Source organism: Shewanella metallivivens (genome assembly GCF_028750675.1).
Taxonomy (GTDB): Bacteria; Pseudomonadota; Gammaproteobacteria; order Enterobacterales; family Shewanellaceae; genus Shewanella; species Shewanella metallivivens.
On sequence record NZ_JAQQPZ010000015.1, the window covers coordinates 1 to 24,725 of the forward strand.

Annotated in this window: 17 protein-coding genes and 4 tRNA genes; 12 read left to right on the top strand and 9 right to left on the bottom strand. The window is 43.4% G+C overall.

Going from position 1 to position 24,725, the window contains the following annotated elements; all coding sequences use genetic code 11:
* Together yihG and PQR79_RS18240 are read right to left on the bottom strand one after the other, a co-directional pair.
* On the bottom strand, positions 1 to 622 hold a 622-nt coding region (gene yihG, locus PQR79_RS18235), incomplete at its 3' end, for a 1-acylglycerol-3-phosphate O-acyltransferase, YihG family (protein WP_274408601.1).
* Positions 623 to 701: 79 nt separating this feature from the next.
* On the bottom strand, positions 702 to 2,225 hold the full coding sequence (locus PQR79_RS18240; RefSeq protein ID WP_238104476.1) for a YifB family Mg chelatase-like AAA ATPase: 1,524 nt from the start codon (positions 2,223 to 2,225) through the stop codon (positions 702 to 704).
* Positions 2,226 to 2,678: 453 nt separating this feature from the next.
* Between PQR79_RS18240 and paeA the strand changes: the two genes are divergently transcribed.
* A complete protein-coding gene (gene paeA, locus PQR79_RS18245; protein WP_238104473.1) occupies positions 2,679 to 3,986 on the top strand; it encodes a polyamine export protein PaeA in 1,308 nt (435 codons plus the stop codon).
* Positions 3,987 to 4,034: 48 nt separating this feature from the next.
* Here paeA and ilvY read toward each other — a convergent pair whose 3' ends face one another.
* Positions 4,035 to 4,907 carry an HTH-type transcriptional activator IlvY gene (gene ilvY / locus PQR79_RS18250; RefSeq protein WP_238104471.1) on the bottom strand — a complete coding sequence of 291 codons (873 nt, stop codon included), beginning with the start codon at positions 4,905 to 4,907 and terminating at the stop codon, positions 4,035 to 4,037.
* A gap of 188 nt (positions 4,908 to 5,095) precedes the next feature.
* On the opposite strand from ilvY, the gene ilvC reads away from it, so the two are divergent.
* From ilvC to PQR79_RS18280, 6 genes are all read left to right on the top strand, one after another.
* The gene (ilvC, locus tag PQR79_RS18255) at positions 5,096 to 6,577 is read left to right on the top strand and encodes a ketol-acid reductoisomerase (RefSeq protein WP_238104469.1); all 1,482 of its coding nucleotides are present in this window, start codon (positions 5,096 to 5,098) and stop codon (positions 6,575 to 6,577) included.
* 557 nt (positions 6,578 to 7,134) lie between these two features.
* Positions 7,135 to 8,820 (top strand): acetolactate synthase 2 catalytic subunit, encoded by a 1,686-nt coding sequence (gene ilvG / locus PQR79_RS18260; RefSeq protein ID WP_238104467.1) that lies wholly within the window; start codon positions 7,135 to 7,137, stop codon positions 8,818 to 8,820.
* Positions 8,817 to 9,074, top strand: a complete 258-nt coding sequence (gene ilvM / locus PQR79_RS18265; RefSeq protein WP_188922183.1) for an acetolactate synthase 2 small subunit — start codon at positions 8,817 to 8,819, stop codon at positions 9,072 to 9,074. Before ilvG ends, ilvM begins: the two co-directional genes overlap by 4 nt.
* 78 nt (positions 9,075 to 9,152) lie before the next feature.
* Positions 9,153 to 11,012: a dihydroxy-acid dehydratase gene (ilvD, locus tag PQR79_RS18270; protein WP_238104465.1), complete on the top strand. Its 1,860-nt coding sequence runs from the start codon at positions 9,153 to 9,155 to the stop codon at positions 11,010 to 11,012.
* A gap of 1 nt (position 11,013) precedes the next feature.
* Complete coding sequence (gene ilvA / locus PQR79_RS18275; RefSeq protein ID WP_238104463.1) at positions 11,014 to 12,582, top strand: threonine ammonia-lyase, biosynthetic; 1,569 nt, start codon at positions 11,014 to 11,016, stop codon at positions 12,580 to 12,582.
* Between the two features lie 271 nt (positions 12,583 to 12,853).
* Entirely contained in the window at positions 12,854 to 13,990 is a 1,137-nt protein-coding gene (locus PQR79_RS18280) for a pyridoxal-phosphate-dependent aminotransferase family protein (RefSeq protein ID WP_238104462.1), read from the top strand.
* Between the two features lie 91 nt (positions 13,991 to 14,081).
* Here PQR79_RS18280 and ubiK read toward each other — a convergent pair whose 3' ends face one another.
* The gene (gene ubiK / locus PQR79_RS18285) at positions 14,082 to 14,330 is read right to left on the bottom strand and encodes a ubiquinone biosynthesis accessory factor UbiK (RefSeq protein ID WP_160052183.1); all 249 of its coding nucleotides are present in this window, start codon (positions 14,328 to 14,330) and stop codon (positions 14,082 to 14,084) included.
* Positions 14,331 to 14,471: 141 nt separating this feature from the next.
* Here ubiK and rep point away from each other — a divergent pair, with 141 nt between their 5' ends.
* On the top strand, positions 14,472 to 16,484 hold the full coding sequence (gene rep, locus PQR79_RS18290) for a DNA helicase Rep (protein WP_238104460.1): 2,013 nt from the start codon (positions 14,472 to 14,474) through the stop codon (positions 16,482 to 16,484).
* Positions 16,485 to 16,503: 19 nt separating this feature from the next.
* Here rep and PQR79_RS18295 read toward each other — a convergent pair whose 3' ends face one another.
* Entirely contained in the window at positions 16,504 to 19,128 is a 2,625-nt protein-coding gene (locus PQR79_RS18295) for a sensor domain-containing diguanylate cyclase (RefSeq protein WP_238104458.1), read from the bottom strand.
* Between the two features lie 241 nt (positions 19,129 to 19,369).
* Between PQR79_RS18295 and PQR79_RS18300 the strand changes: the two genes are divergently transcribed.
* From PQR79_RS18300 to PQR79_RS18315, 4 genes are all read left to right on the top strand, one after another.
* Positions 19,370 to 19,446, top strand: a tRNA-Arg gene (locus PQR79_RS18300).
* A 50-nt stretch (positions 19,447 to 19,496) separates the two neighbouring features.
* Positions 19,497 to 19,572 (top strand) — tRNA-His (locus tag PQR79_RS18305).
* 26 nt (positions 19,573 to 19,598) lie between these two features.
* Positions 19,599 to 19,675, top strand: a tRNA-Pro gene (locus PQR79_RS18310).
* 59 nt (positions 19,676 to 19,734) lie between these two features.
* Positions 19,735 to 19,811, top strand: a tRNA-Pro gene (locus PQR79_RS18315).
* Positions 19,812 to 20,030: 219 nt separating this feature from the next.
* Here the strand turns inward: PQR79_RS18315 and PQR79_RS18320 are convergent.
* The 4 genes from PQR79_RS18320 to PQR79_RS18335 all read right to left on the bottom strand — a co-directional run bounded on the left by PQR79_RS18320 (position 20,031) and on the right by PQR79_RS18335 (position 24,711).
* The gene (locus tag PQR79_RS18320; RefSeq protein WP_238104456.1) at positions 20,031 to 21,953 is read right to left on the bottom strand and encodes a bifunctional diguanylate cyclase/phosphodiesterase; all 1,923 of its coding nucleotides are present in this window, start codon (positions 21,951 to 21,953) and stop codon (positions 20,031 to 20,033) included.
* 7 nt (positions 21,954 to 21,960) lie between these two features.
* A complete protein-coding gene (locus PQR79_RS18325) occupies positions 21,961 to 22,611 on the bottom strand; it encodes a transglutaminase-like cysteine peptidase (protein ID WP_372942882.1) in 651 nt (216 codons plus the stop codon).
* 85 nt (positions 22,612 to 22,696) lie between these two features.
* Entirely contained in the window at positions 22,697 to 23,302 is a 606-nt protein-coding gene (locus PQR79_RS18330) for an OmpA family protein (protein ID WP_238104455.1), read from the bottom strand.
* Positions 23,302 to 24,711 carry a TolC family outer membrane protein gene (locus PQR79_RS18335; RefSeq protein WP_238104453.1) on the bottom strand — a complete coding sequence of 470 codons (1,410 nt, stop codon included), beginning with the start codon at positions 24,709 to 24,711 and terminating at the stop codon, positions 23,302 to 23,304. The genes PQR79_RS18330 and PQR79_RS18335 overlap by 1 nt, the downstream gene beginning before the upstream one ends.
* Positions 24,712 to 24,725: the final 14 nt, after the last annotated feature.

Sequence of the window (24,725 nt, forward strand, 5' to 3'; positions counted from 1 at the left end):
AAGCCATGCCACCCGCTTTTGGTTTTAATAGGTGTTTAAATGTCGATTGTTGTTTGTCGTGCTTGGCCTGGGTAAAACGCGTGCCTTCAACAAAGTTCATGATACTCACTGGCTTAGTTTTAAACTTTTCACAAGCTTTACGAGTGATTTCAATATCTTTTCCTTTTAATTTTGGATTTTTACGCAATTCAGCGGAGCTATAACGGCGCATAAAAGGAAAGTCTAGCGCCCACCAAGCTAATCCAAGTACAGGCACAAAAATCAATTCTTGTTTGAGGAAGAACTTTAAAAATGGGATTTTACGATTGAAAACGCGCTGCAGGATTAAAATATCGACCCATGATTGGTGGTTAGCAATGACCATGTACCATTCTTGTTCAGAAAACTGCTGATCGCCTGTTATGTGAATACGCATTGGGTGAAAAATGCTTTCAACCACTGTATTTACGCTAATCCAGCCAGTGGCGCAGTTATCTAAAATATGGCTACAGCCTTTTTGAAAAAGACCAATGGGTATCAGCTTGACAATACTAAAGACGAGGATTGGAATTGTCCAAAAGACAGTATTCAATACATAAAAGATGAAAGCTAAACAGCCTTTGATTTTCGAAAACAGCGACATTTTTCTCTCCTATTAAACGGAGAGCTATGTTACTCGTAGTCGAGGTATTGCTCAATAAATACAACAGTTAAAATCGACTTTATTGTTGATTAAGTTTGGCGAGTAAGCGATCCATCGCCCGATAACCAAGCGCTTGGGCAATATGTTCACGCTCGGTCGTGGTTGATTGTTGTAGATCTGCAATGGTGCGTGCGACCCGTTGAATGCGGTGAAAACTGCGTACTGATAGCCCTAAACTCACCACACTTTGCTCTAAAAACACTAAGTCTTGCTGACTAATATTACTGTCTTGTTTTAACTGTTTCGGAGTTAATTCGCTGTTGAGTACGCCCGCGCGAGCCAATTGACACTCTCGCGCAAGTTTAACGCGCTTGGCGATATCGACACTGGTTTCTCCGGGTTGATGTTTTTGGGTTAGGGTACCTGAGGGCAATTTGGGTACATCAACCGTTAAATCAAATCTGTCTAAAAACGGCCCTGACAAACGTGAGAGGTAGCGCTGAATTTGGTCTGGGGTCGAACGAGCACGTTCGGTATCACCACAAGGACTTGGGTTCATGGCCGCAATGAGTTGAAATCGGCTTGAAAAAGTCAATTTTGCCGCTGCACGCGAGATTTCAACTCGGCCGGTTTCAAGGGGCTCGCGTAAACAGTCGAGTACTTTACGGGGAAACTCAGCGATTTCATCTAAAAATAATATCCCCCGATGAGCCAATGAAATCTCTCCCGGTTTAGGGTGGCTACCACCACCAATTAATGCGATAGATGAGCAAGTATGATGTGGAGAACGAAAGGGACGATTTAAAAAATCTTGTGGCTTAATATGCAAGCCTGCTACCGAATGAATGGCTGCAACTTCAATGGCTTCATCGTACGATAACGCAGGTAACAGCGGGATAATTCGATTGGCAAGCATACTTTTTCCTGTTCCTGGTGGTCCAAGAAACAGCATGTTGTGCGAGCCGGCCGCGGCAATTTCTAATCCTTGCTTTGCTTGATATTGGCCAATGACATCACTCATGCATAATAAGTTGTCAGCAACTGGCGATTCGTCTATCCATTCTGGTTGGGTGTCGAGTAATGGCAGTTGTGCTTGACCATGTAAAAATGCGGCCAGATTTTGTAAATGTGCCACAAAGTAGCTGTGGTGATACCCCACGAGCTCCGCTTCGTGACGATTATCGATAGGCATAAAAAAATGGTGTTGATCATTACGCGCCGCAATAATGGCAGGTAACAAACCTGTGCAAGGTCTGACTTGCCCAGACAAGGCTAACTCACCGACAAATTCACATTGGTGTAAGGCTTTGGTTGGCACCTGATTGGATGCGGCTAAAATACCGATGGCGATGGGCAGATCGTAACGGCCGCCCTGTTTGGGCAAATCTGCTGGCGCGAGGTTGACAGTAATGCGTCGCTGGGGAAATTCAAAACCTGCATTGATTAATGCTGACCTAACACGTTCTTTGGCTTCTTTGACCGAAGCCTCTGGTAGGCCCACTAAATTAAATGCGGGTAAACCATTACTTAAATGCACTTCAACAGTCACTTTAGGGGCTTCAACACCACAACTCGCTCGAGTAAACACACAGGCAATTGCCATTAACAAAATCCTTTTGTTTGAATAATATACAAATGAAGGGGTGCATACAGTCTAGCAGCGCTGGCTGTTTTTGCTGATTTTATGGTGAGTCTGTTGGTATAAGAAGACAAAATATAATCAATTATGTTAACTAAACCTTGGTTATCTTGTTGGCTTTTGAGTAGAATACGCGCGCGTTTAAATACAGCCATAACGTGATGATACAACGCCAGCATTGCGGCTCACTTTTCCAATAAAACAGCTATTTTACTGTAGAAAATAGCAAGCGATGATTGCCTTATTTTGATTGATAGCCTCGATGTCACCCTCCTGGCATTTTCGTCATGAAATCATCCCCAAATGGCCCAAACCGAATTTTTGTCCCTTTGTTATTCAACAAAGTTAACTGCTTTATGAGCGAAAATCGCTACCCCATTATGACTTAGTGCTCAGTGCCTAAGCTAAAGAGAATGTATGACTATTACAGATAGTTTTTTAATTATATTGTGCCTCATTGGCATTAGCTGTTTTTTTTCGATGTCAGAAATTGCCTTGGCGGCATCACGTAAAATCCGCTTGCAAACCATGGCTGATGAAGGTGATTTACGTGCCACTAAGGTGTTAAAGCTACAAGCTCATCCGGGCAGTTTTTTCACTGTCGTGCAGATTGGCTTAAACGCGGTTGCCATTATGGGCGGTATTGTCGGTGAGTCGGCATTTCGCCCTTACTTTGAGGAAATCCTATTACCGCTGCTAGGGAATGAATGGGGCTTACAACTGAGCTTTGTTTTTTCATTCGTCACGGTGACGTCATTATTTATTTTGTTTGCTGATTTAATGCCAAAACGCATTGCGATGGTGATCCCAGAACAGGTGGCGGTCACCTTTGTGATGCCCATTGCGTTTTGTATTACCATTTTAAAACCATTTGTATGGATTTTTAATGGTTTGGCTAATGCTATTTTTAAATTATTGCAGGTGCCAACGGCACGAAATGATCAAGTAACGCACGATGACATTTACGCCATGATGACCGCCGGAACGGAAGCGGGTGTGATGGACAAAGGTGAGCAACAAATGATGGAAAACGTGTTTGAAATGCAGTCGGTGTCTGTGACATCGGCCATGACAGCACGTGAAAGCCTCGTGTATTTTTTACTGCAAGACACCGAAGAAGACATTAAACAAAAGATTGCCAATAATCCCCATAACAAGTTTTTGGTGTGTGATGGTCAGTTAGATATGATCAAAGGTTTTGTGGATGCAAAAGAGTTGCTTATCCGAGTCATTAATGGCGAAAAAATTACGCTCAAGGGCAGTACATTAGTTCACAACTGTTTGATTATTCCTGACACTTTAACCTTGTCAGAGTCGATGGAATATTTTAAAAATAATCGTGCCGACTTTGCCGTGGTAATGAACGAATACGCATTAGTGGTGGGGATTGTAACCACCAATGATTTGCAAAGTGCGGTAATGGGCGCCTGGTCATTACATGAAAGCGAAGAACAAATAGTGGCCCGTGATGGCAACTCTTGGTTAGTTGACGGGGTGACACCCATTACCGATGTAATGCGGGCATTTCATATTGAGGAATTTCCCCATAATCAAAATTACGAAACGATTGCCGGATTTATGATGTATATGCTGCGTAAGATCCCCAAGCGTACCGATTTTGTAAACTATGCAGGCTTTAAGTTTGAAGTCGTCGACATAGATGCCTATAAAGTCGACCAATTACTGGTAACGCGGATTGATGTCGAATCACCGCCATTGCCTTAACGAGTTGCGTGATTGACTGTAAGGCGCTGTGCGCCTTTGTTAACGTCACTAAATAATCTCAAGAAACGCGCTAATGATGGGGTCGTTAGCGCGTTTTTCTTTGCAACAACAGCCCAACTCAAAGGCTGGAATGTCAACCGGTGAAATCAAGGTTTGGATCCGCTCGCGTACCGGACTATTATGGATCACCGCATCTGGGCTTATCCCTACACCACAACCTAATGCCACCATCGACACAATCGCTTCCTGACCAGATACTTGTGCGTAAATATTGGGCTTTATACCCATTTGTTTAAACCATTGGTCGATTCGTTTTCGGCCTGGGCCGTGGTCCGGCACAATATAGGGCAATTTCTCCCAATCAATGTGGCTTTGATTTACCCATTGTTGCACTTGGCATTGCATCAATGGGGCGATGACAGAAATAGGCACTTTGTCTATGGGCGTAAAGTGCAAGGTACTTGGAAATACCTCAGGTAAGGCAATAATGGCGATATCGGTTCGATTTTTTTGGATTTGGCTCACGGCGTTAGCTGGGTCGCCGGTAGTGAGATGAATATCGACATGCGGGTGGTCGCGTCTAAAGCGCTCAAGCAAAGACGGTAAATGGCTGTATGCCGCGGTGACCGAACAATACAAATTCAGATTACCACGTAAATATTGCTGGCTAGGGTCAATACGGCTGCGCAGTTGGCTCCAGTCTGCCAAGGTCTGTTCGGCAAAGCGTTTAAACTCTAATCCTGCATGAGTAATGGTCACGCTGCGGTTATCGCGTTCAAATAATTTACTGCCGACTTCATCTTCTAAGCGCTGTAACGCTCGGCTTAGTGTTGATGGGCTGACATGAGATTGCTCAGCTGTTTTGGCAAAATGCAGGCTATCACATAAGTGCAAATACAATTTTAGAGAGCGAATATCCATAAATAGCGTTTCCATAAAGAGGATTAAATTCATCAGAATAGTGACGTTGCATATTATGCAACGTCACATGCCGAATATATCATTTTAAGCAATGCTGTGGATAGGTTATAGTCAACTCAATCGCAAAGTTTGAGTTTGCATCAAACATAAATTGCGTCCCAAATTTTACATTTTAAAGGTGGTATCAGATGGCTAACTATTTTAACTCTCTGAATTTACGTCAACAATTAGCTCAATTAGCACAATGCCGCTTCATGGACCGTACTGAATTCAGTGACGGCTGCGAATATATCAAAGATTGGAACATTGTTATTTTAGGTTGTGGTGCACAAGGCCTTAACCAAGGTTTGAACATGCGTGATTCTGGCCTAAACATTTCTTTTGCACTTCGTCCAGAAGCCATTACAGAAAAGCGTGCATCTTGGCAAAAAGCGACCGATAACGGCTTTAAAGTGGGTACATTTGAAGAGCTTGTACCCGCGGCGGATTTAGTGCTTAACCTTACGCCAGACAAGCAACATACCCATGTTGTTAATGCCGTTATGCCATTAATGAAGCAAGGTTCTACTCTAGCGTATTCGCACGGTTTCAACATTGTTGAAGAAGGCATGCAAGTGCGTTCAGACATTACTGTCATTATGGTAGCGCCTAAGTGCCCAGCCACAGAAGTACGTGAAGAATATAAGCGTGGTTTTGGTGTACCAACACTGATTGCCGTTCACCCTGAAAATGATCCAAACGGTGATGGCTTAGCGATTGCTAAAGCGTATGCAAGTGCAACCGGTGGTGACCGTGCAGGTGTATTGATGTCATCTTTTGTTGCTGAAGTTAAGTCTGACTTAATGGGCGAGCAAACAATCCTATGTGGTATGTTGCAAACCGGTGCCATTTTAGGGTATGAGAAAATGGTTGCTGACGGTGTTGAGCCTGGTTATGCCGGCAAACTTATTCAGCAAGGTTGGGAAACGGTTACCGAAGCACTTAAGCACGGCGGCATCACTAACATGATGGACCGTTTATCAAACCCTGCAAAAATTAAAGCGTTTGATATGGCTGAAGAGTTAAAAGACATCCTTAAGCCGCTATTTGAAAAGCACATGGATGACATCATCAGCGGTGAGTTCTCTCGCACCATGATGGAAGACTGGGCTAATGATGACGCTAACTTATTGCGTTGGAGAGCAGAAACCAACGAAACCGCGTTTGAAAATGCACCAACAACGTCTGAGCATATTGATGAGCAAACGTATTTCGACAAAGGCATTTTCCTCGTGGCGATGATCAAAGCCGGTGTTGAATTAGCATTTGATACTATGGTTGCAGCAGGTATTGTTGAAGAGTCGGCTTATTATGAGTCACTACATGAAACCCCGTTAATTGCTAACACGATTGCTCGTAAGCGTTTATATGAAATGAACGTGGTGATTTCAGACACCGCTGAATACGGTTGTTACCTATTCAACCACGCTGCGGTACCCATGCTACGTGACTACGTGAATGCTATGTCTTCAGAGTACTTAGGTGCTGGTCTTGCTGACACTTCAAATGGTGTTGATAACCAACGTTTAATTGAAGTCAATGAGCAAATTCGTCATACAGATGTTGAGTTTATCGGTGCTGAATTACGCGGTTACATGACAGACATGAAGCGTATTGTTGAAGCGGGCTAAGCGTTAAAAAACTGATGTAGTACCTGTTCAGAGATTGGTTGTAAAAAATGTGTAGTCGGACAGGCATCAATAGAAGCAACCCAATAACCATTATTGGGTAGTGGAAAAACAAATTGTTAGATTGAGTTTAATAATATTTTTAGCGAACTCATTGGTTAAGTTTTTGTTGTTGTTTGCATTGTCTCGGCAGGGAAGCTGAATTTTTTTTACAAAGACGATTTTTTAGTTGTGTTTGATAAATCTTTTATGGTACTTGTTAGTCATACCGTAACGTTTATTGAACATAAGCGAACGAAATAATGTTAAAAACTTAGGATACAGTCTAAAACATGTTAAACCGCGCAGCCATGCTCATTCTCGTGATTATTACCGTAGTGATTATTAAGTCACAGCGGGGGTGGCGTTTGACAACTAGACTGACCTAAGAGTCACAAAGATTGCAAAACCCCCGCTCCGAAAGGACCGGGGGTTTTTAGTTTCTAGGCTTAAGTAAAAAATCAGCACCCAGATATCACATCAGTAGAGCAAGCAAACATTGACGAAGTAGAGATAAAAATATGGAAGCAGGACAAAAAATGCGCGGCGCGGATGCAGTCATCAAAGTGCTAGCAGCGCACGGTGTTACCACAGTGTTTGGTTATCCTGGCGGAGCCATTATGCCCATTTACGATGCGCTTTATGGTAGCCCTGTTGAGCATCTACTCAGCCGCCACGAGCAAGGTGCGGCATTTGCTGCTGTAGGTTATGCTCGAGCCAGTGGTAAAACCGGTGTTTGTTTTGCAACATCAGGGCCTGGGGCAACCAATTTAGTCACCTCGTTAGCCGATGCCTTGCTTGATTCTGTTCCCTTAGTTGCCATCACTGGCCAGGTGTCTACAGCGGTGATTGGCACTGATGCCTTTCAAGAAATTGATGTACTTGGTATGTCACTGTCCTGTACTAAACACAGTTTTATGGTTACCGACATCAATGAGTTAATCCCAACATTGTATCGCGCTTTTGAAGTTGCCGCAGAAGGAAGACCAGGTCCTGTATTGGTTGATATCCCCAAAGATATTCAAATCGCTGAGCTTGAGTACAAAACCCCATTGCAAAGTGTCGCAGATGAACCTCACGCAACACAAACCGAGCTAGACGCTGCCATCGAGTTGCTTACTCAGGCGGCAAAGCCGATGTTATATGTTGGCGGTGGTGTCGGTATGGCGGGCGCGGTATCTCATTTACGTGAGTTTATTGATGTCACAGGTATTCCGTCAGTTGCCACGTTAAAGGGCTTAGGCAGTATTTCCCATGGCACTAAAGGCTATTTAGGCATGTTGGGTATGCACGGCGGTAAAGGGGCTAATCTCGCTGTGCAAGAGTGTGATTTATTAATCGTCGTCGGAGCACGTTTTGATGACCGAGTCACTGGGCGGTTAGCCAGCTTTGCCAGTAACGCCAAAGTGTTACATCTAGATATCGATGCTGCTGAGTTAGGTAAGTTACGCCAAGCCGAAGTGGCTATCGCCGCGGATTTACGCCAAGTTTTACCGGCATTAACGGCTGCGGTAAAAGGGAAAGTCGCCATTAATCAATGGCAGGCAGAAGTTGACGCATTAGCGCGTCAACACCAATGGAATTATCAACATCCAGGTGAGCTGATATACGCGCCAGCCATGTTACGTCGTTTAGCCAACAAATTACCAGAAGACAGTGTTGTTGCATGCGATGTGGGGCAGCACCAAATGTGGGTGGCCCAGCATATGTGGTTTCGTCGCCCTGAAGATCATTTGTCTAGTGCTGGCCTTGGCACTATGGGGTTTGGTTTACCCGCAGCCATTGGTGCTCAAGTGGCTCGCCCAGATGCCACAGTGGTCACAGTCTCTGGCGATGGGTCATTTATGATGAATGTCCAAGAGTTGACGACCATTAAACGCCGTAAACTGCCAGTTAAAATTTTACTCATAGACAATCAAAAGCTCGGCATGGTCAAGCAATGGCAGCAACTGTTTTTTGAAGAGCGCTACAGCGAGACTGATTTGTCTGATAACCCTAACTTTGTATTAATGGCGTCGGCTTTTGATATTCCAGGCCGCACTATTAATCATGCTGATCAAGTAGAGCAAGCATTAGATGAAATGCTTAACAGCAGCGGCCCTTACATGCTGCACGTCGCGATTGATGACGCCTTTAATGTATGGCCGTTAGTCCCACCCGGAGCCAGTAACAGCGACATGATGGATCAAATGGAGAAGCAAACATGATGCATAATCTTGAAATAACCGTTCAACAACGTCCAGAAGTGCTAGAGCGTGTATTGCGTGTTACTCGCCACCGTGGATTTAAAGTCACCCAAATGCAGATGCGCATCAATGACGATGCTAGTATGGCTGTAGAGTTATGGGTTGAGGCTGAACGTGCAATCGAACTGTTAAGCAACCAGCTCACTAAATTAATTGATGTCACCCAATGTAAAGTGATGCCAGCGGTGTCTCTTGGGCAAGCAGCAAACAGTTAAGCCTATATTATTACCAATTAAATGCGTGACTTGTGATAACACAGGTAACCCGCACCACATTACACAAGGATATTTGCAATGCCAAAATTACGTTCAGCAACCAGTACCGAAGGCCGCAACATGGCAGGTGCCCGCGCACTATGGCGTGCGACGGGGGTAAAAGAAACCGATTTTGGTAAGCCAATTATTGCGATTGCCAACTCATTTACTCAATTTGTACCAGGGCATGTGCATTTAAAAGACATGGGTGCACTTGTTGCTAGCGCGATTGAAGAAGTCGGCGGTATTGCCAAAGAATTTAACACCATTGCAGTAGACGACGGCATTGCCATGGGGCATGGCGGTATGTTGTATAGCTTGCCATCGCGTGAGCTGATTGCAGACAGTGTCGAATACATGGTCAATGCGCATTGTGCTGATGCATTAGTGTGTATTTCAAATTGCGACAAAATCACCCCTGGCATGTTAATGGCCGCACTGCGATTAAATATTCCGGTCATTTTTGTGTCTGGCGGACCAATGGAAGCTGGTAAAACCAAGCTGTCTGACAAGTTAATTAAACTTGATTTAGTGGATGCTATGGTGGCGGGCGCTGATACTAATGTTAGCGATGAAGACAGCAAACAAATTGAACGAAGCGCTTGTCCAACGTGTGGCTCTTGTTCTGGTATGTTTACTGCTAACTCGATGAACTGTTTAACAGAAGCCTTAGGATTGTCATTACCCGGTAATGGGTCAATGTTGGCGACTCACGCCGATCGCCGCGAATTGTTTTTAGAAGCTGGTCGTCGCGTCATGAAGTTGGCTGAGCGCTATTATAAGTACGATGACGAAAATGTATTACCGCGTAATATTGCATCATTTAAAGCATTTGAAAATGCCACCGCTTTAGATATCGCCATGGGCGGCTCGTCTAACACGGTATTACATTTATTAGCCGCAGCCCAAGAAGCTGAATTAGCCTTTGATATGACTGATATTGATCGTATGTCGCGTCTTGTTCCGCACCTATGTAAGGTTGCACCATCAACCCCTAAATACCATATGGAAGATGTACACCGTGCTGGTGGTGTGATGGGTATTTTGGGTGAGTTAGACAGAGCAGGCTTATTGCATAACGACGTACCACACGTGGCAGCAGATAACGGCGGCGACTTGAAATCTGTGTTAGCTAAGTACGATCTAAAGCAAACCAACGACCCAGAAGTGATTCGTTTTTATAGTGCAGGCCCAGCAGGGATTCCGACCACTAAAGCTTTTAGTCAAGATTGCCGTTGGGACAGTGTTGATGATGACCGTGAAAATGGCTGTATCCGCGCACGTGAATTTGCGTTTAGTCAAGAAGGCGGCTTGGCAGTACTTGCGGGTAATGTGGCAACGGATGGTTGTATTGTTAAAACCGCTGGTGTTGACGAGTCAAACTTAATGTTTGTCGGGAGCGCTCGGGTTTATGAAAGCCAGGATGATGCCGTAGCCGGTATTCTTGGTGGTGAAGTTGTTGCGGGTGACGTGGTGGTGATTCGTTACGAAGGTCCTAAAGGCGGCCCAGGTATGCAAGAAATGTTATACCCGACCACATACCTTAAATCACGTGGCTTAGGCACTCAGTGTGCGCTGATCACTGATGGCCGTTTCTCTGGTGGTACATCGGGTTTATCAATTGGCCATATTTCACCAGAAGCCGCATCCGGTGGTGCCATAGCATTGATTGAAAATGGTGACCAAATTGCCATTGATATTCCAAAGCGAAGCATTCAATTGAATGTGAGTGACGATGAATTAACTCGTCGCCGTGACGCAATGAACGCTAAAGGCCCATTGGGTTGGAAGCCTGTAGCTCGTGAGCGTTATGTCTCTTTAGCGTTAAAAGCTTACGCGCTGTTAGCGACCAGTGCAGATAAAGGTGCAGTACGCGATCGCACCAAACTGGAGGGGTAGCATGTTGGCTTTGGCGTCTCAAACTCAATTAGATCTAGCGCATTATTATTTGCAGAAAATTTTGCTGTCATCTGTATACGATGTCGCTAAAGTGACGCCACTGTCGAGCATGAATAAGTTATCAGCTCGCTTTGGTTGTCAGGTGTACTTAAAGCGTGAAGATATGCAGCCTGTGCATTCATTTAAGTTACGTGGTGCTTACAACCGTATTGCTGCGCTAACTCAAGATGAATGTGATAAAGGCGTGGTGTGTGCCTCGGCGGGTAACCATGCACAGGGCGTCGCTATGTCGGCGGCAAGTCGTGGCATTAATGCAGTGATTGTCATGCCTAGTACCACACCAGACATTAAAATTGATGCGGTGCGTCGACTTGGCGGCAACGTGGTGTTGCATGGCCAAGCATTTGATCAAGCAAATGACTATGCGAAAAACTTATCGGCAACTGAAGGGCGTGTGTATATCGCGCCATTTGATGACGAGGCCGTTATCGCCGGTCAAGGCACCATTGCTCAAGAAATGGTACAGCAACAGCGTGATATTGAAGTGGTCTTTGTGCCCGTGGGCGGTGGCGGTTTAATTGCGGGGATAGCTGCGTATTACAAAGCCGTTATGCCACAAGTCAAAATTATTGGTGTTGAACCAGAAGATGCTGCGTGTTTAAAAGCCGCATTAGAAGCCGATGAACCTGTAACGTTAGCTCAAGTCGGTTTATTTGCCGACGGCGTCGCGGTTAAGCGTATCGGCACAGAACCTTTTAGGCTGGCACGTGAATACGTTGACCATGTGGTTACAGTGACCTCGGATGAAATTTGCGCTGCAGTTAAAGATATTTTCGAAGACACCCGTGCTATTGCTGAGCCTGCTGGCGCATTATCAATTGCGGGTCTTAAAAAGTATATGGCATTACAGGGCGACAGTAGCGACGCGCCTAAAAAAGCCGCAGCCATATTAAGTGGAGCCAATGTTAACTTTCATAGTCTTCGCTATGTGTCAGAGCGTTGTGAACTTGGCGAGCAGAAAGAAGCGGTATTAGCGGTTAAAGTACCTGAAAAACCTGGCAGCTTTTTACGCTTTTGTGAGCTACTTGAAAAACGGCCAATGACCGAATTTAACTACCGTTTTAGCAGTCGAGAAGTGGCGGTGGTGTTTGCCGGCATTCGTTTAACGGGTGGTCAAGCAGAGCTTGCAGAGATTATTGCTAACCTCGAGTTAGAAGGTTTTGACGTTCAAGATTTATCTCAAGATGAAACCGCTAAGCTGCATGTACGCTATATGGTCGGTGGTCATCCTCTTGAGCCGTTAGAAGAACGCTTATTTAGCTTTGAGTTTCCTGAACATCCTGGCGCTTTATTGAAGTTTTTAACGACCTTACAAAGTAAATGGAATATCAGTTTGTTCCATTATCGTAACCATGGGGCTGCGTTCGGTCGTGTATTAGCTGGGTTTGAAGTGCCAGCAAACGATGATGATGCTTTTGCACAGTTTTTAACGGATTTAGGGTTTGTCTATCAAGAAGAAACTCACAGCCCTGCTTACCAGTTATTTTTGAACAGTCCTAAAGCGGAGTAAGAACAATAAGTTCAAAGCCAATAAAGCGTGAACGGCCAATATATTGTTGAACTTTAAATATTTATCACATTGAGGTGATTTAACACCTCAATGTGATATTGTCTGTGCACCAAAAACGAAAATATATTCGTAGGTGATTACCAATACCACCAAGGTGTGATGCCGTAGTGGCGTTATATCATTGTGATGGATTGCTTATATGTAGGGTAAATTTTTCCATGCGCTTGTTGCAATGCACAGGCGCATACGACCTCATTTTAAGGAGACATTGATGTTACCCGTGCCAACTATTCCAGCTTTTATGCCACCGCGCCGTACCCTAATGGGCCCTGGCCCATCTGATGTTTATCCAGAAGTGCTTGCCGCGCAATCTCGTCCTACCATTGGTCATTTAGACCCGCTGTTTGTTGGCATGATGGATGAGCTAAAAAGCCTGATTCAATACGCCTTTCAAACCAAAAATGAAATGACCTTAGCAGTATCCGCACCCGGTAGTGCCGGTATGGAAACCTGTTTTGTTAATTTGGTTGAGCCTGGCGAAAAGGTTATTGTGTGCCGCAACGGTGTGTTCGGTGAACGTATGCGCCAAAATGTTGAACGTGTTGGTGGTGTTGCCGTAGTGGTCGACAATGAATGGGGCGAGCCTGTGTGCCCTGATAAAGTTGAAGCTGCACTTGTGGCAAACCCCGATGCCAAGTTTTTAGCGTTTGTGCATGCAGAAACCTCTACCGGGGCCTTATCTGATGCCAAAACCTTATGTACGTTAGCGCAACTTCACGACTGTATTAGCATTGTTGATGCGGTGACGTCATTAGGTGGTGTTGAGCTACTGGTAGATGAGTGGGGTATTGATGCGATTTATTCTGGTAGCCAAAAATGCCTTTCATGCGTGCCGGGTTTATCGCCAGTGTCTTTCTCGCCAAAAGCTGTTGCTAAGCTTAAAGCGCGTACCACGCCGGTACAAAGCTGGTTTTTAGATCAAACGTTGGTGATGGGCTATTGGGGTAATCAAAGTGGTGCTAAACGTAGTTATCACCATACAGCTCCGGTTAATGCACTTTATGCACTGCATGAATCATTGCGGTTACTGGCCAATGAAGGTTTAGAAAATGCCTGGGCAAGACACCGTAAAATGCACTTATTATTACGTGATGGCTTAACCCAGCTAGGGCTTACATTTGTGGTAGACGAAGCGTCAAGATTGCCACAATTAAATGCTGTGTATATTCCTCAAGGTGTTGATGATGCTGCAGTGCGTAAACATTTGCTAGAAGAGTATAACCTTGAGATAGGTGCTGGCTTAGGAGCATTAGCTGGTAAAGCATGGCGTATCGGCTTAATGGGCTTTGGTGCTCGCCGTGAAAACGTGGCTTTGTGCTTGCGGGCTTTACAAGAGTCGCTAAGTTAATTCGTTATAATAGTGGTTTACCGATTCAAAAAATGACGCTACTGGCTACTGAGCGTCATTTTTTATTGAATAATGGGTTTGTTGAACGCGATTATTCAGCGAGCTTTTTTTCAATCTCGTTAACTTGTGCTTGCAATGCTTCGAGCTTTTCACGGGTTTTAAGCAACACATGTTGCTGCACTTCAAATTCTTCGCGCGATACCACGTCAAGTTTCATCAGTTGGTTTTGTAATACTTGCTTACTGCGCTCTTCAAACTCGCCAGCAAATTGCTTTACACCGCTTGGTAAGTTGTCACTCAGTTGTTTTGCCAGTTCTTCAATTTTCTTTGGATTTATCATCATGATCCCCTACTGATATATTGATCTAATTGTAACCGAGGTGAACGTTTTTCCAAAACCTAACTGTAATTTTTCGTTAATTGTCATCGGTGATTCTGCTATGATCCGCCTTCGTTTACGTTTAGTAAGGTAGTGTGATTAATGAAACTCAATCCAGGGCAAAATGAAGCCGTACATTATGTCTCGGGTCCGTGCTTAGTACTTGCGGGTGCTGGCAGTGGTAAAACGCGTGTGATCATTAATAAAATTGCTTACTTGGTCGAAAAGTGTGGTTACAAAGCACGTAATATTGCAGCGGTAACCTTTACCAATAAAGCCGCTCGTGAAATGAAAGAGCGTGTGGCGCAGTCTATGGGGCGTAAAGAAGCGCGAGGGTTGTGGATTTCGACTTTCCATACATTGGGGTTAGAAATTATTAAGCGTGAGCATAAAGTCTTAGGCCTTAAAGCAGGCTTTTCATTATTTGATGACCAGGATACCTTTGCGTTATTAAAAGAGCTGACTCAAGATGAGTTAGACGAAGACAAAGACCTCATTAAAGCCCTAGCCTCGGCGATTTCAAATTGGAAAGGCGGCTTGGTTATTCCTCAGCAAGCACGCAGTTTAGCAAAAGATGAGCAAGGGCAATTATTTGCTATGCTATATCAGCGTTACGCGCAGCACATGAAAGCCTACAACGCGCTTGATTTTGACGATCTTATTTTAATACCGACCTTATTACTACGCATGAACGAGGAAGTGCGCACCCGTTGGCAAACCCGTATCCAATATTTACTGGTGGACGAATATCAAGACACCAACACCAGCCAGTATGAGTTAGTCAAACTGTTAGTGGGCGAACGCGCTCGGTTTACCGTGGTGGGCGATGACGATCAGTCAATTTATTCGTGGCGTGGCGCCAAACCGCAAAACTTAGTGTTATTGGGCACCGACTTCCCGAAATTAAAACTGATTAAATTGGAACAGAATTATCGTTCTAGCCAACGTATTTTACGTGCTGCCAATATATTGATTGCCAACAATCCGCATGTGTACGACAAGTCGTTGTTTAGTGAGCTTGCTTATGGTGAGCCACTTCGCGTATTGATTGCCGCTAACGAAGAGCAAGAGGCGGAACGAGTGGTGGCTGAAATTATTCGCCACAAGTTTGTTGGCCGCACCCAATTTGGCGACTATGCCATTTTGTATCGAGGTAATCATCAGTCGCGCTTATTAGAACGTGCCCTAATGACGAACCGTATACCTTATAAATTAAGTGGCGGAACATCGTTTTTTGCCCGTGCAGAAATTAAAGACATTATGGCGTACCTGCGTTTGGTGGTGAATCCTGACGACGATAATGCATTCTTGCGAGTGGTTAATTTACCTAAACGTGGTATTGGCCCTGCCACCTTGGAGCGATTAGGCAATTTTGCCAATCAAAAGCATATTTCATTGTTTGAGGCTATTTTTGATGTCGAGCTTAATCATCATTTAGCACCTGCTGCGGTGAATTCTCTTTATCAATTTGGCAAATTTATTGTTGATACCGGTGAGCTCGCCACTCGAGGGGAGCCAGTCGAAGCCATTAAGCAGCTTATTCGTAAAATTAATTACGAAGATTATTTATACGAAACCAGCACCAGTGCAAAAGCGGCTGAAATGCGCATGAAGAATATCTCTGAGCTTTATCGCTGGGTGACTGAAATGCTTGAAGGCGATGAGCTTGACGAAGCCATGTCATTGCCAGAGGTGGTGACTCGCCTAACCCTGCGCGACATGATGGAACGTAATAGTGAAGATGAGGGCGGCGACCAGGTGCAGTTAATGACCTTGCATGCATCTAAAGGGCTTGAGTACCCATTTGTGTTCATGGTGGGGGTTGAAGAGCGCATTTTGCCGCATCAATCGAGTATTGATGAAGATAATGTCGATGAAGAGAGGCGTTTAGCTTATGTTGGTATTACCCGTGCACAGCGTGAGTTGTGGTTTGTCATTTGCCGTGAACGCCGTCAATTTGGTGAAACCATGCGCTGCGAGCCAAGTCGCTTTTTACTTGAGTTACCCCAAGATGATTTAATTTGGGAAAACCGTAAACCGGTGCAAACAGAAGCACAACGGGTTGAAACGGGTAAGAGTCATATTGCTAATCTACGAGATATGTTTAAAAAGTAGGTTTAGTGACGGTTATTATTTAGGCGCAGGATTTAGTTGGCTTTTTTTTTTCGTTAAATAATTTGCTGATAGCCCGACCTTGGCCACGAATGTAACCAAGCTCTAGAAACTGCCGCACTTGTTGTTGTGTGTCGACAGTGGTGGCATACATGTCAAAGTTAAGGGTTTCTGCAGTAAGTTGATAGGCTTTAACCAGTTGCAGTTGTTTGTCATTGAGTAAGTGTTTACTAATGTCGTTATCTAGCTTTAATGCTGTTATGGGTAAAAAGCTTAGGCAACTTAATGAGCTGTAACCTGTGCCATAGCCATCAATACCAATCTTAACGCCTAATTGGCTAATCATATCGAAACCATTGATGTGGTTTTCGGTGTCTTGCACTAGCGCTTTCTCGTTAAAAAATAACATTAACTTATTGGCGTCGATATTACTGGCTTTGATAGAGTTTTTTAAGTTGCGTAGCACAAACTTATTTTTAATGTGTTGGCTGCTAATTGATAAGTGCAAGGTAATATCTTGGTGATATTGCTGTTTGAGTAAATGATATTGCTGGCTTAGGTGAGCAAATATATACCCGTCTAAATTAAGTGTGAGTTGATATTGGGCCGCAAGATGCTTGAGTTTAGTGTGTTCAATGCGTCCGTGCTCTGGATGATGCCACTCTATTTGGGGCTCAATTGCGATAATTTCGCCGCTGGTGAAATCAACCACTTCAACGTAGTGAATATCAAACTCTTGTTTATCTAGTGCCTGCTTAAAGTCAGCTTCCAATTCATGTTGTTGTTTAGATTGGTTACTGAGCTTGTCGTCAAATATAACATAGCAACCTTTGCCATTGGCTTTAGCTTGGTACATGGCAGCATCAGCATCACGAAGCAAAGACTCGCTAGTCACTAACTTATTACGGCCACTAAAAGCGACACCGATACTGGCACCGGCTATAAACTCTTGTTTACCGAGCTCATAAGGCATAGATAACGCTTGTAAGATGCGTTCGCAGACTTCAATAGCATCATCTGTTGTGCTGATTGAGTCGAGTAATATCACAAACTCATCACCGCCCATTCTTGCTAGGGTGTCATTATCGCGTACGCATGATTTAATCCGTTGTGCAGTTTCTATTAAGAAGCGATCACCTTCTAAATGACCAAAAGAGTCGTTAATAAGTTTAAAACGGTCTAAATCGATAAATAATAGGGCAAACTGGTCTAAACCATGGCGGCGCAAATGTTTAAGAGCGTGTGATAGGCGCTCCATTAAATAACTTCTGTTGGGCAACCCTGTTAGCCCGTCGTGTTGAGCATCGTGTACCAGTTGATCTTCAATTTTACGGCGTTGATTAATTTCTTGTTGTAAGTTGTTATTGAGCTCGGCTAGTGCTCGTGTTCGCTCTATGACTTTATCTTCTAAAAGCTCATGGCTATTTTTGAGTGATTCAACGGCTTGTTTGCGCTCGATTGCGTTGGCAATGTGTTGCGATACAAAAGTCAGTAATTCTAAGTCTTTTAATTGATAGATATGTTCGTCATCAAGACTGTAAATGGTTAACGCTCCGGCAATATCGCCGTTAATAATTAGCGGTATACCAATCCACTGATGCATTCGTTGAGTTTTGTTTAGCTCTGGAGATTTTGAGTAGACTTCACCATTGGCGACCATTTGGGCAATGTCTTTGGCAGACAATAATCGAGGTAACTTATGTTGTAAAATGTACTCGGTTAAGCCATCTTGCATTGGGCGTGACGATGGATATTGGGCTGTCATTTGCGATACATAGAATGGAAATGACAACATATTGTGATCGTCTATCAATGAGATAAAACAATTATGCGCAGGAATTAACTGACTGATAATAGTGTGAATACGCAGATAAAAGTCTTGCTGTAACACATTTGATGCTGATAAATCTGCAATTTCGAATAAGGTTTTTTGTAGTTTTTCGGCTTTTACTCGCTCTTGAACTTCAATTTTGACTTTATCATAAGCTTGACTAAGCTCTTTGGTCCGCTCAGTAATGGCTTGTTCTAGTTGTTCATGATGTTCAAGTCGCTCCATTACGCCAGAGATATGGTGGCAAATAAACCCCATTAACTCTAGCTCTAACTCACCGTATGTATTGGCTTCGTTATAACTTTGAACAACTAAAACGCCACTCACCACATCTTGATTTTTAATCGGTACACCGAGCCATTGATGGCTTGGAGAGCCCAAACTTTTAATATCGCCGCTGGCGATGAGTTCATTAAACTTTTTGTCATCACACAGTAATGGCTCGCCGTTTCGTAATACGTATCCGGTTAAGCCGCTATTGAGTAATGACGAAATCTCCTGGTCGGGATACAAATCTGTGGGGTGAGAGTCTTGTAAATCAGCAAAAAAGGGCAGGCTGGTTAAGCCGGTTTTAAGATCTCTTGAGGCTATAAAGAAGTTTTCAGCTGGAATAAGTTGTTGAAGATGTAAGTGTACCCGCTGATAGAAGTCTTCAAGTGATTTTACTTGGGTAGCAATATTAGAAATACCAAGTAGGGCATTTTGAATAATTTCGGAACGTTTATATTTTTTAGCCAAACGCTTTAAACGAGTCACTCTTTTTTGTAAGTGCTCGACTCTTGGCGATGTTGTTGAGTGGCTAATTTCCTTATTCATATCCCAGACTGCGACTATCCTACTAATTATGCAATAAATATTTTTGAACAATCATTATAATTACCATAAATATAAATGTGATCCAAGCGAAATAAATGTAAGTATATAGTTAATAATTGACTGGATTGCGCATTTTACTTTCTAAAATGAGTCAAAACTTAATCAGTCAGTTAAAAAAAGTAAATCAGGGCTAGACGTGAGGGCGTTTTATCCCTACTATATGCGTCGCTAACCAAGGCGAGCGCCCATAGCTCAGCTGGATAGAGCGTACCCCTCCGGAGGGTAAGGCCGAAGGTTCGAATCCTTCTGGGCGCACCATTCCGTAAGCAGTGGTTATGTTGTATTGGTTAGTAGATTGAAAGTCAGTGGTGATTGTAGCTCAGTTGGTAGAGTCCCGGATTGTGATTCCGGTTGTCGTGGGTTCGAGCCCCATCAGTCACCCCATTCAATTTGTTGTTTTATGTATATTTCGGTGATTAGCGCAGCCCGGTAGCGCATCTCGTTTGGGACGAGAGGGTCAGAGGTTCGAATCCTCTATCACCGACCACATTTAAGTGAACAGGTTAATTTGATTAATTGGTTTACTGCACAGTTTAAAATAGATTTCGGTGATTAGCGCAGCCCGGTAGCGCATCTCGTTTGGGACGAGAGGGTCAGAGGTTCGAATCCTCTATCACCGACCAATTTAACAAAAAAGCCACTCATTTGAGTGGCTTTTTTGTTTTCGTTTTGGATTTAATGCTCAGGTAGCCTACGCTTCTTGTAAACTCTCTTATTAATGCGAAGCGGTATAACCTAATGCTAGTTTACACTGCTAGGTTTTTGCGCCATCTAAGCGAGGTTGTATCCTCAAAAAAAACCACTCCGAAAAGTGGTTTGTATCTTGAACATGTGGTTCAGCGTTAAAGTTTTATATTGACGGGTGGTGAGATAAAGCCTTGGTAGGCATCTACTCTGAGCTCAGTAAAGCGACTGAGTTGTTGTTTTTCTTGAATACCCGTAACAATCACTTGAATGTCTAACCCTTTCGCTACGTTCACTAAGGCTCTGCACAACTCACTGTTGTGTTGATTGTCTTCAATATAAGCAAATGATTGGTCCAGTTTGACGTAGTGTGGTCTTAAGCTTTGTAAGTAAGCCATTGAACCAAATTGACGGCCAAAATGATCTATACCAAAATGCGCACCACAATCGCGGATTACCTTACATAAGCTCTCACAAGCTTCTAAATCACTGTATACGCTGGCTTCTGGTATTTCGAAACAGATACGTTCAGGGAATTTATTTGCGCGTAAAAATTGCTTGAGCCAACCATGGAACTCGGTATCACTAATACTTTGATTCGTTAAATTTATGGCGACCCGTTCATAATTACGTTCGAGTAATTTGTGTTGGTTAACGGTTTCGATAAGGCATCTGTCGAGTAGGGTGCCAAGTGATAACAGTTCCACGTAAGGCATAAATTGCCCTGCATGAAGGGTGGTATCTTCAATATTTAATTGGCAGTAAAGCTCACGTTGGCAGACTTCATTTTTAGCACTTAGTTGAATTGGCTGCCAACGGAATTGGAATTTTTTATTTTGAATGGCACTACCTAAATTATTGCGCCATTCTTCTCGAGTGAAAAGCTGTTTCTGGGTATTTTCAAACCAGTGAAACACTTTAGCTTCTTTAATTGATTGTTGTAGCGCATTATCTGCTTGAGCCATCATGTCAGATACCGTCATTTGACCTAAACGTTCTGCTACCCCAATATTAAATTGCTCGTTTGGTTTGCTTCCTGCTTTAGATATTTCTTTATTGACGGTGCGTATAAGACTTTGCAAGTATTTCGTTAATTGATCGTGTTCGCAGTCTTCGACTAAAAATGCAAATTCATATGCTGCAATACGAGCAATAACCGAATGTGCGATTTCATCTTGATGTTGTTGTAGTTTTTCCGACAGAATGCGAATGGTTTCGTCACGAACTTGGAAACCATACTTGCTATGAACGTCTTCTAACCAATCCATTTTAACTAAGTATAATGCCCCAGTGCTGGGTTCGCTTAACCATCCATTAATTCGGCTGACGATATATTGTCTGTTAGGTAAACCTGATACCTGATCGACTAGATTTTTTTTGCGTAAGGCTGATACTTCTTCGTCGAGTGAGCTAAAAACTTGTTTTAATTGGGCTGACATACTATTGAATGCGTCGACCAACTCTTTGAGTTCTTTGGTTTTAGGTGTTGGCATATCTGGGCCAAATTGGCGTTCAGCGATTTGTTTTGCATGTAAAGAAAGGGTATTTAGTGGCTTTAATATCCAACTTAAACCGACTCGAGCAAACGCGATTGCGATTAAAAATAGGATAGAAAATAAAATGATAATATCGCTGATAATGCGCCACAACTCTTGGTAACCAAACCCAGGATGCGCGGTGATCTCTAACGTTGCTAGCTGTAACCAGCCAGAGGTAATCGTGGTTTGTTTATTAATGTTTGCAAATAGATCAAGATCAATAAACCATTGTGGTACGGAATCGACTTTAACTGTGTTATTCCACACTTGTTGTTTGCCATCGACTAGCCAGGTGAGTTTAATTTGTTGGTAGTATCCACCCTCAAAAATAACATTGACTAGGGTTTCTGCCCCTGCGGTGTCACCAGCTTCAAGTACCGGTGTTAGCATTAATCCTAATGAATGGCTGGCATTATTAAGATCAGATTCCATTTGTTTGGTAAGAAAACCTTGGGTTTCTGAGAATTGTACATAGGCCACGCTTGCTATGGTTAATAAGAAAAGCGCAAAAAGTAACGCATAGATCTGCCTGAACAAGGTCATGTTGTTACTACTCCATGTTGAGTTTGGGTAAGCGTAAACGATCTACACCTAATCTAAGTTTAAGGTCAGTCCATTTCTCAAGGCGCGAAGATGAACCCGCTAAGACACCACGACCTTTTTCTTTGTTTAACCATAATTGTTTACCATTAAAACTGTATACAGGTAGAAGGTCTCTTCTTTGTGTTGCTGGTTTTATGGTTTTATCTAAGTTATCGAGTACCAAAGGTATTGAGTTTGGTTGTTCGTAATATGCTAATACCATATGGTATTGATTAAGCGTTGTGGCTTTTACCATGGTTATCCGCAGCTTGTCTTCTGCGACACCAAGTTGCAGTAACGTGAAGTATTTTGCGATTGAAAAGTCTTCGCAATCACCGCCGTTCACGCCAATAAACTCCATTGGTGATGCCCAATAATTTGAGTCCCCCCAAAGAATGCTGTCATCAACAAATCTAAACAGATTAAAGAAGTGATTTACCTTCTCTAATTTTTCGATATCGCTCAACTGTTGTGCATCATTGAGTATTTTAAACCAAGCATTGGCGCGCAGTGCTGCTCTATCACCGTAACGCTTGGCTAATGCTGACACAATATGTTGTTGATTTAGCTCTTGAGTCGGTGCTGCAAATAGCAACGAAACTAAAAGGGCCGATGTCACAATAATACTGTGGCAGACCCTTTTAGAAAACGTAGCGATGGCATGTGCGTCTTTACGACTCAATGACTAATACCTTTTTTGACGATTACTCTTCTAGTTCGTCAACAGTATAGATATTCCATCTCATGTCTGACATGGTATTTTCACCGGCTACAGATGCAATGACACGACGATTGCGCTCTTCAGCTTCTGGTGTGCCACTGGTATCAACAGGTCTATCAAAACTGTAACCTACTGCAGACATTCGATTAGCATCGATATCAAAACTGGTTTCTAATAGATTTGTTACCGCTTTAGCGCGTTTTTGAGAAAGCGCTAAGTTGAGCTCATAACTGCCTCTAATACTGCAATGGCCTTCAATTACCACCTTTGTATTTGGGTGCTTTTTCATCAGCCTGGCAATTTTTTCAACTTGGTCATAATACTGAGGTTCGATAACATCAGAGTTATTCGCAAATAAAATTTTAAGCTCTTCGCTGTGGTTAATATCAACGACTTTGCCACAACCATAGTTGTCTATACTTGCGCCTAGGATTGTACCTGCACAGCGTTCACGTGCGGTGATAACACCATCGCTGTCCATATCGGTGAGATCAAAGTTTTGTTTTGTTGGCTTATCGAGCTCAACGATGTCATTCATTGAGCAGGCCGTTGTGGTGAGTATCGCCACTAGGATCACTAAATATTTCATTATTTAACGCCTCCATCATAGGCATATTCACCGCGCCATTCTTCTGGACGGGTGACTCTTAGAGAATCTAATAAGCTACCTGCGGCATTTAGAACTCGATAACGCGCGGCAATTTCATCATATTCAGTTTGTAGATAGTCTTTTCGTGCTTCAAATAACTCGTTTTCAGTATCGAGTAAATCAAGCAGCGATCGCTGACCTAGATTAAATTGTTGCACATAAGCAACCTGGGTTTGTTTAGCTGCAATGACGTGCTCGCGAATAAATTGCTTTTGCGGTGCAAGCATTTCATAGGCATTCCAAGCCAGCGACATTCCTTCAACAACTTGGCGATATGCACGTTGTTGGATTTCTTTCGCTTCGTTAATCTTGTAGGCGGTTTCTCTATCTCGCGCAATATCTTTACCGCCTGAAAACAAGTTATATTTAACTCGAACCATGGCGACTAAGTCGTTGCTGTGACCATTGACGTTTTGGCTGCTAAGTGAGCTGTACCCGTCTTCGCCATCAACATCATTATTCCAGTTGCCGTTTAGTTCTAAACTCAGCTGTGGAAAGTAATTGGCTTGGGCTGAACTACGTTCATTTTTAGCCGCGTTGATGTCTCCTTCAGCAGACTTAAGGATTGGATGATCATTTTTAGCTTTCATCAAACCTTGATTTAAGTTTTCAGGTAGCATGTCTGCATCAGGTACAGGTAATACTAAATTTTCTGGTTCAGATTCAACAATACGCACAAAGGCTGCCTTGGCATCTTCTAAGTTATTTTTTGCTGAGATGACATTTGCATGCGCTCGGGCTAAACGACCAGTGATTTGTGATAAGTCAGCCACTGAGCCCAAACCTGAATCTGTACGTTCTTTGATTTGATCGTAAATGGCTTTATGACTTTCTAGGTTTTTTTCTGACAGCGTTAGCACTTGTTGATTGCGTATATAGTCCAGATATACCTCAGTAACCGTTAATGCCATGTCTTCAGCTGCAGCAAACAATGCCCATTGATCGGCACTGGCTTCATATGAATAACGGTCAACTTCGCTGCTAGTATAAAAACCATCAAATAACATTTGTTTAATACTAAATCCTGCTTCGCCACGGTTTAAGTCAATAACACCATCATCGTCGACATCGCCTTGACCCGCTTTGCGACGTGTTGAAGGGCTGTTGGTTTGTTCCCAACCGTAGCCTGCAGATAAATCAACGGTAGGCAAGTAGCCTGCAGAGGCCTGGTTTACCTGTTCTTCGCGTGCTTTAAATTGGTTAAAAGCAATGCGTAAATCTGGATTGGTGTCTAGTGTATGTGCTACAGCTTGTTCAAGCGATTGGCTTGATGCAGTAGGCGCAATCAGCATAGACAAAGCAAGTGCAACAGCACTGACTTTAGTTCGCTGATTTTTTAAAGTGCTCATTTAAAACCCTCCTG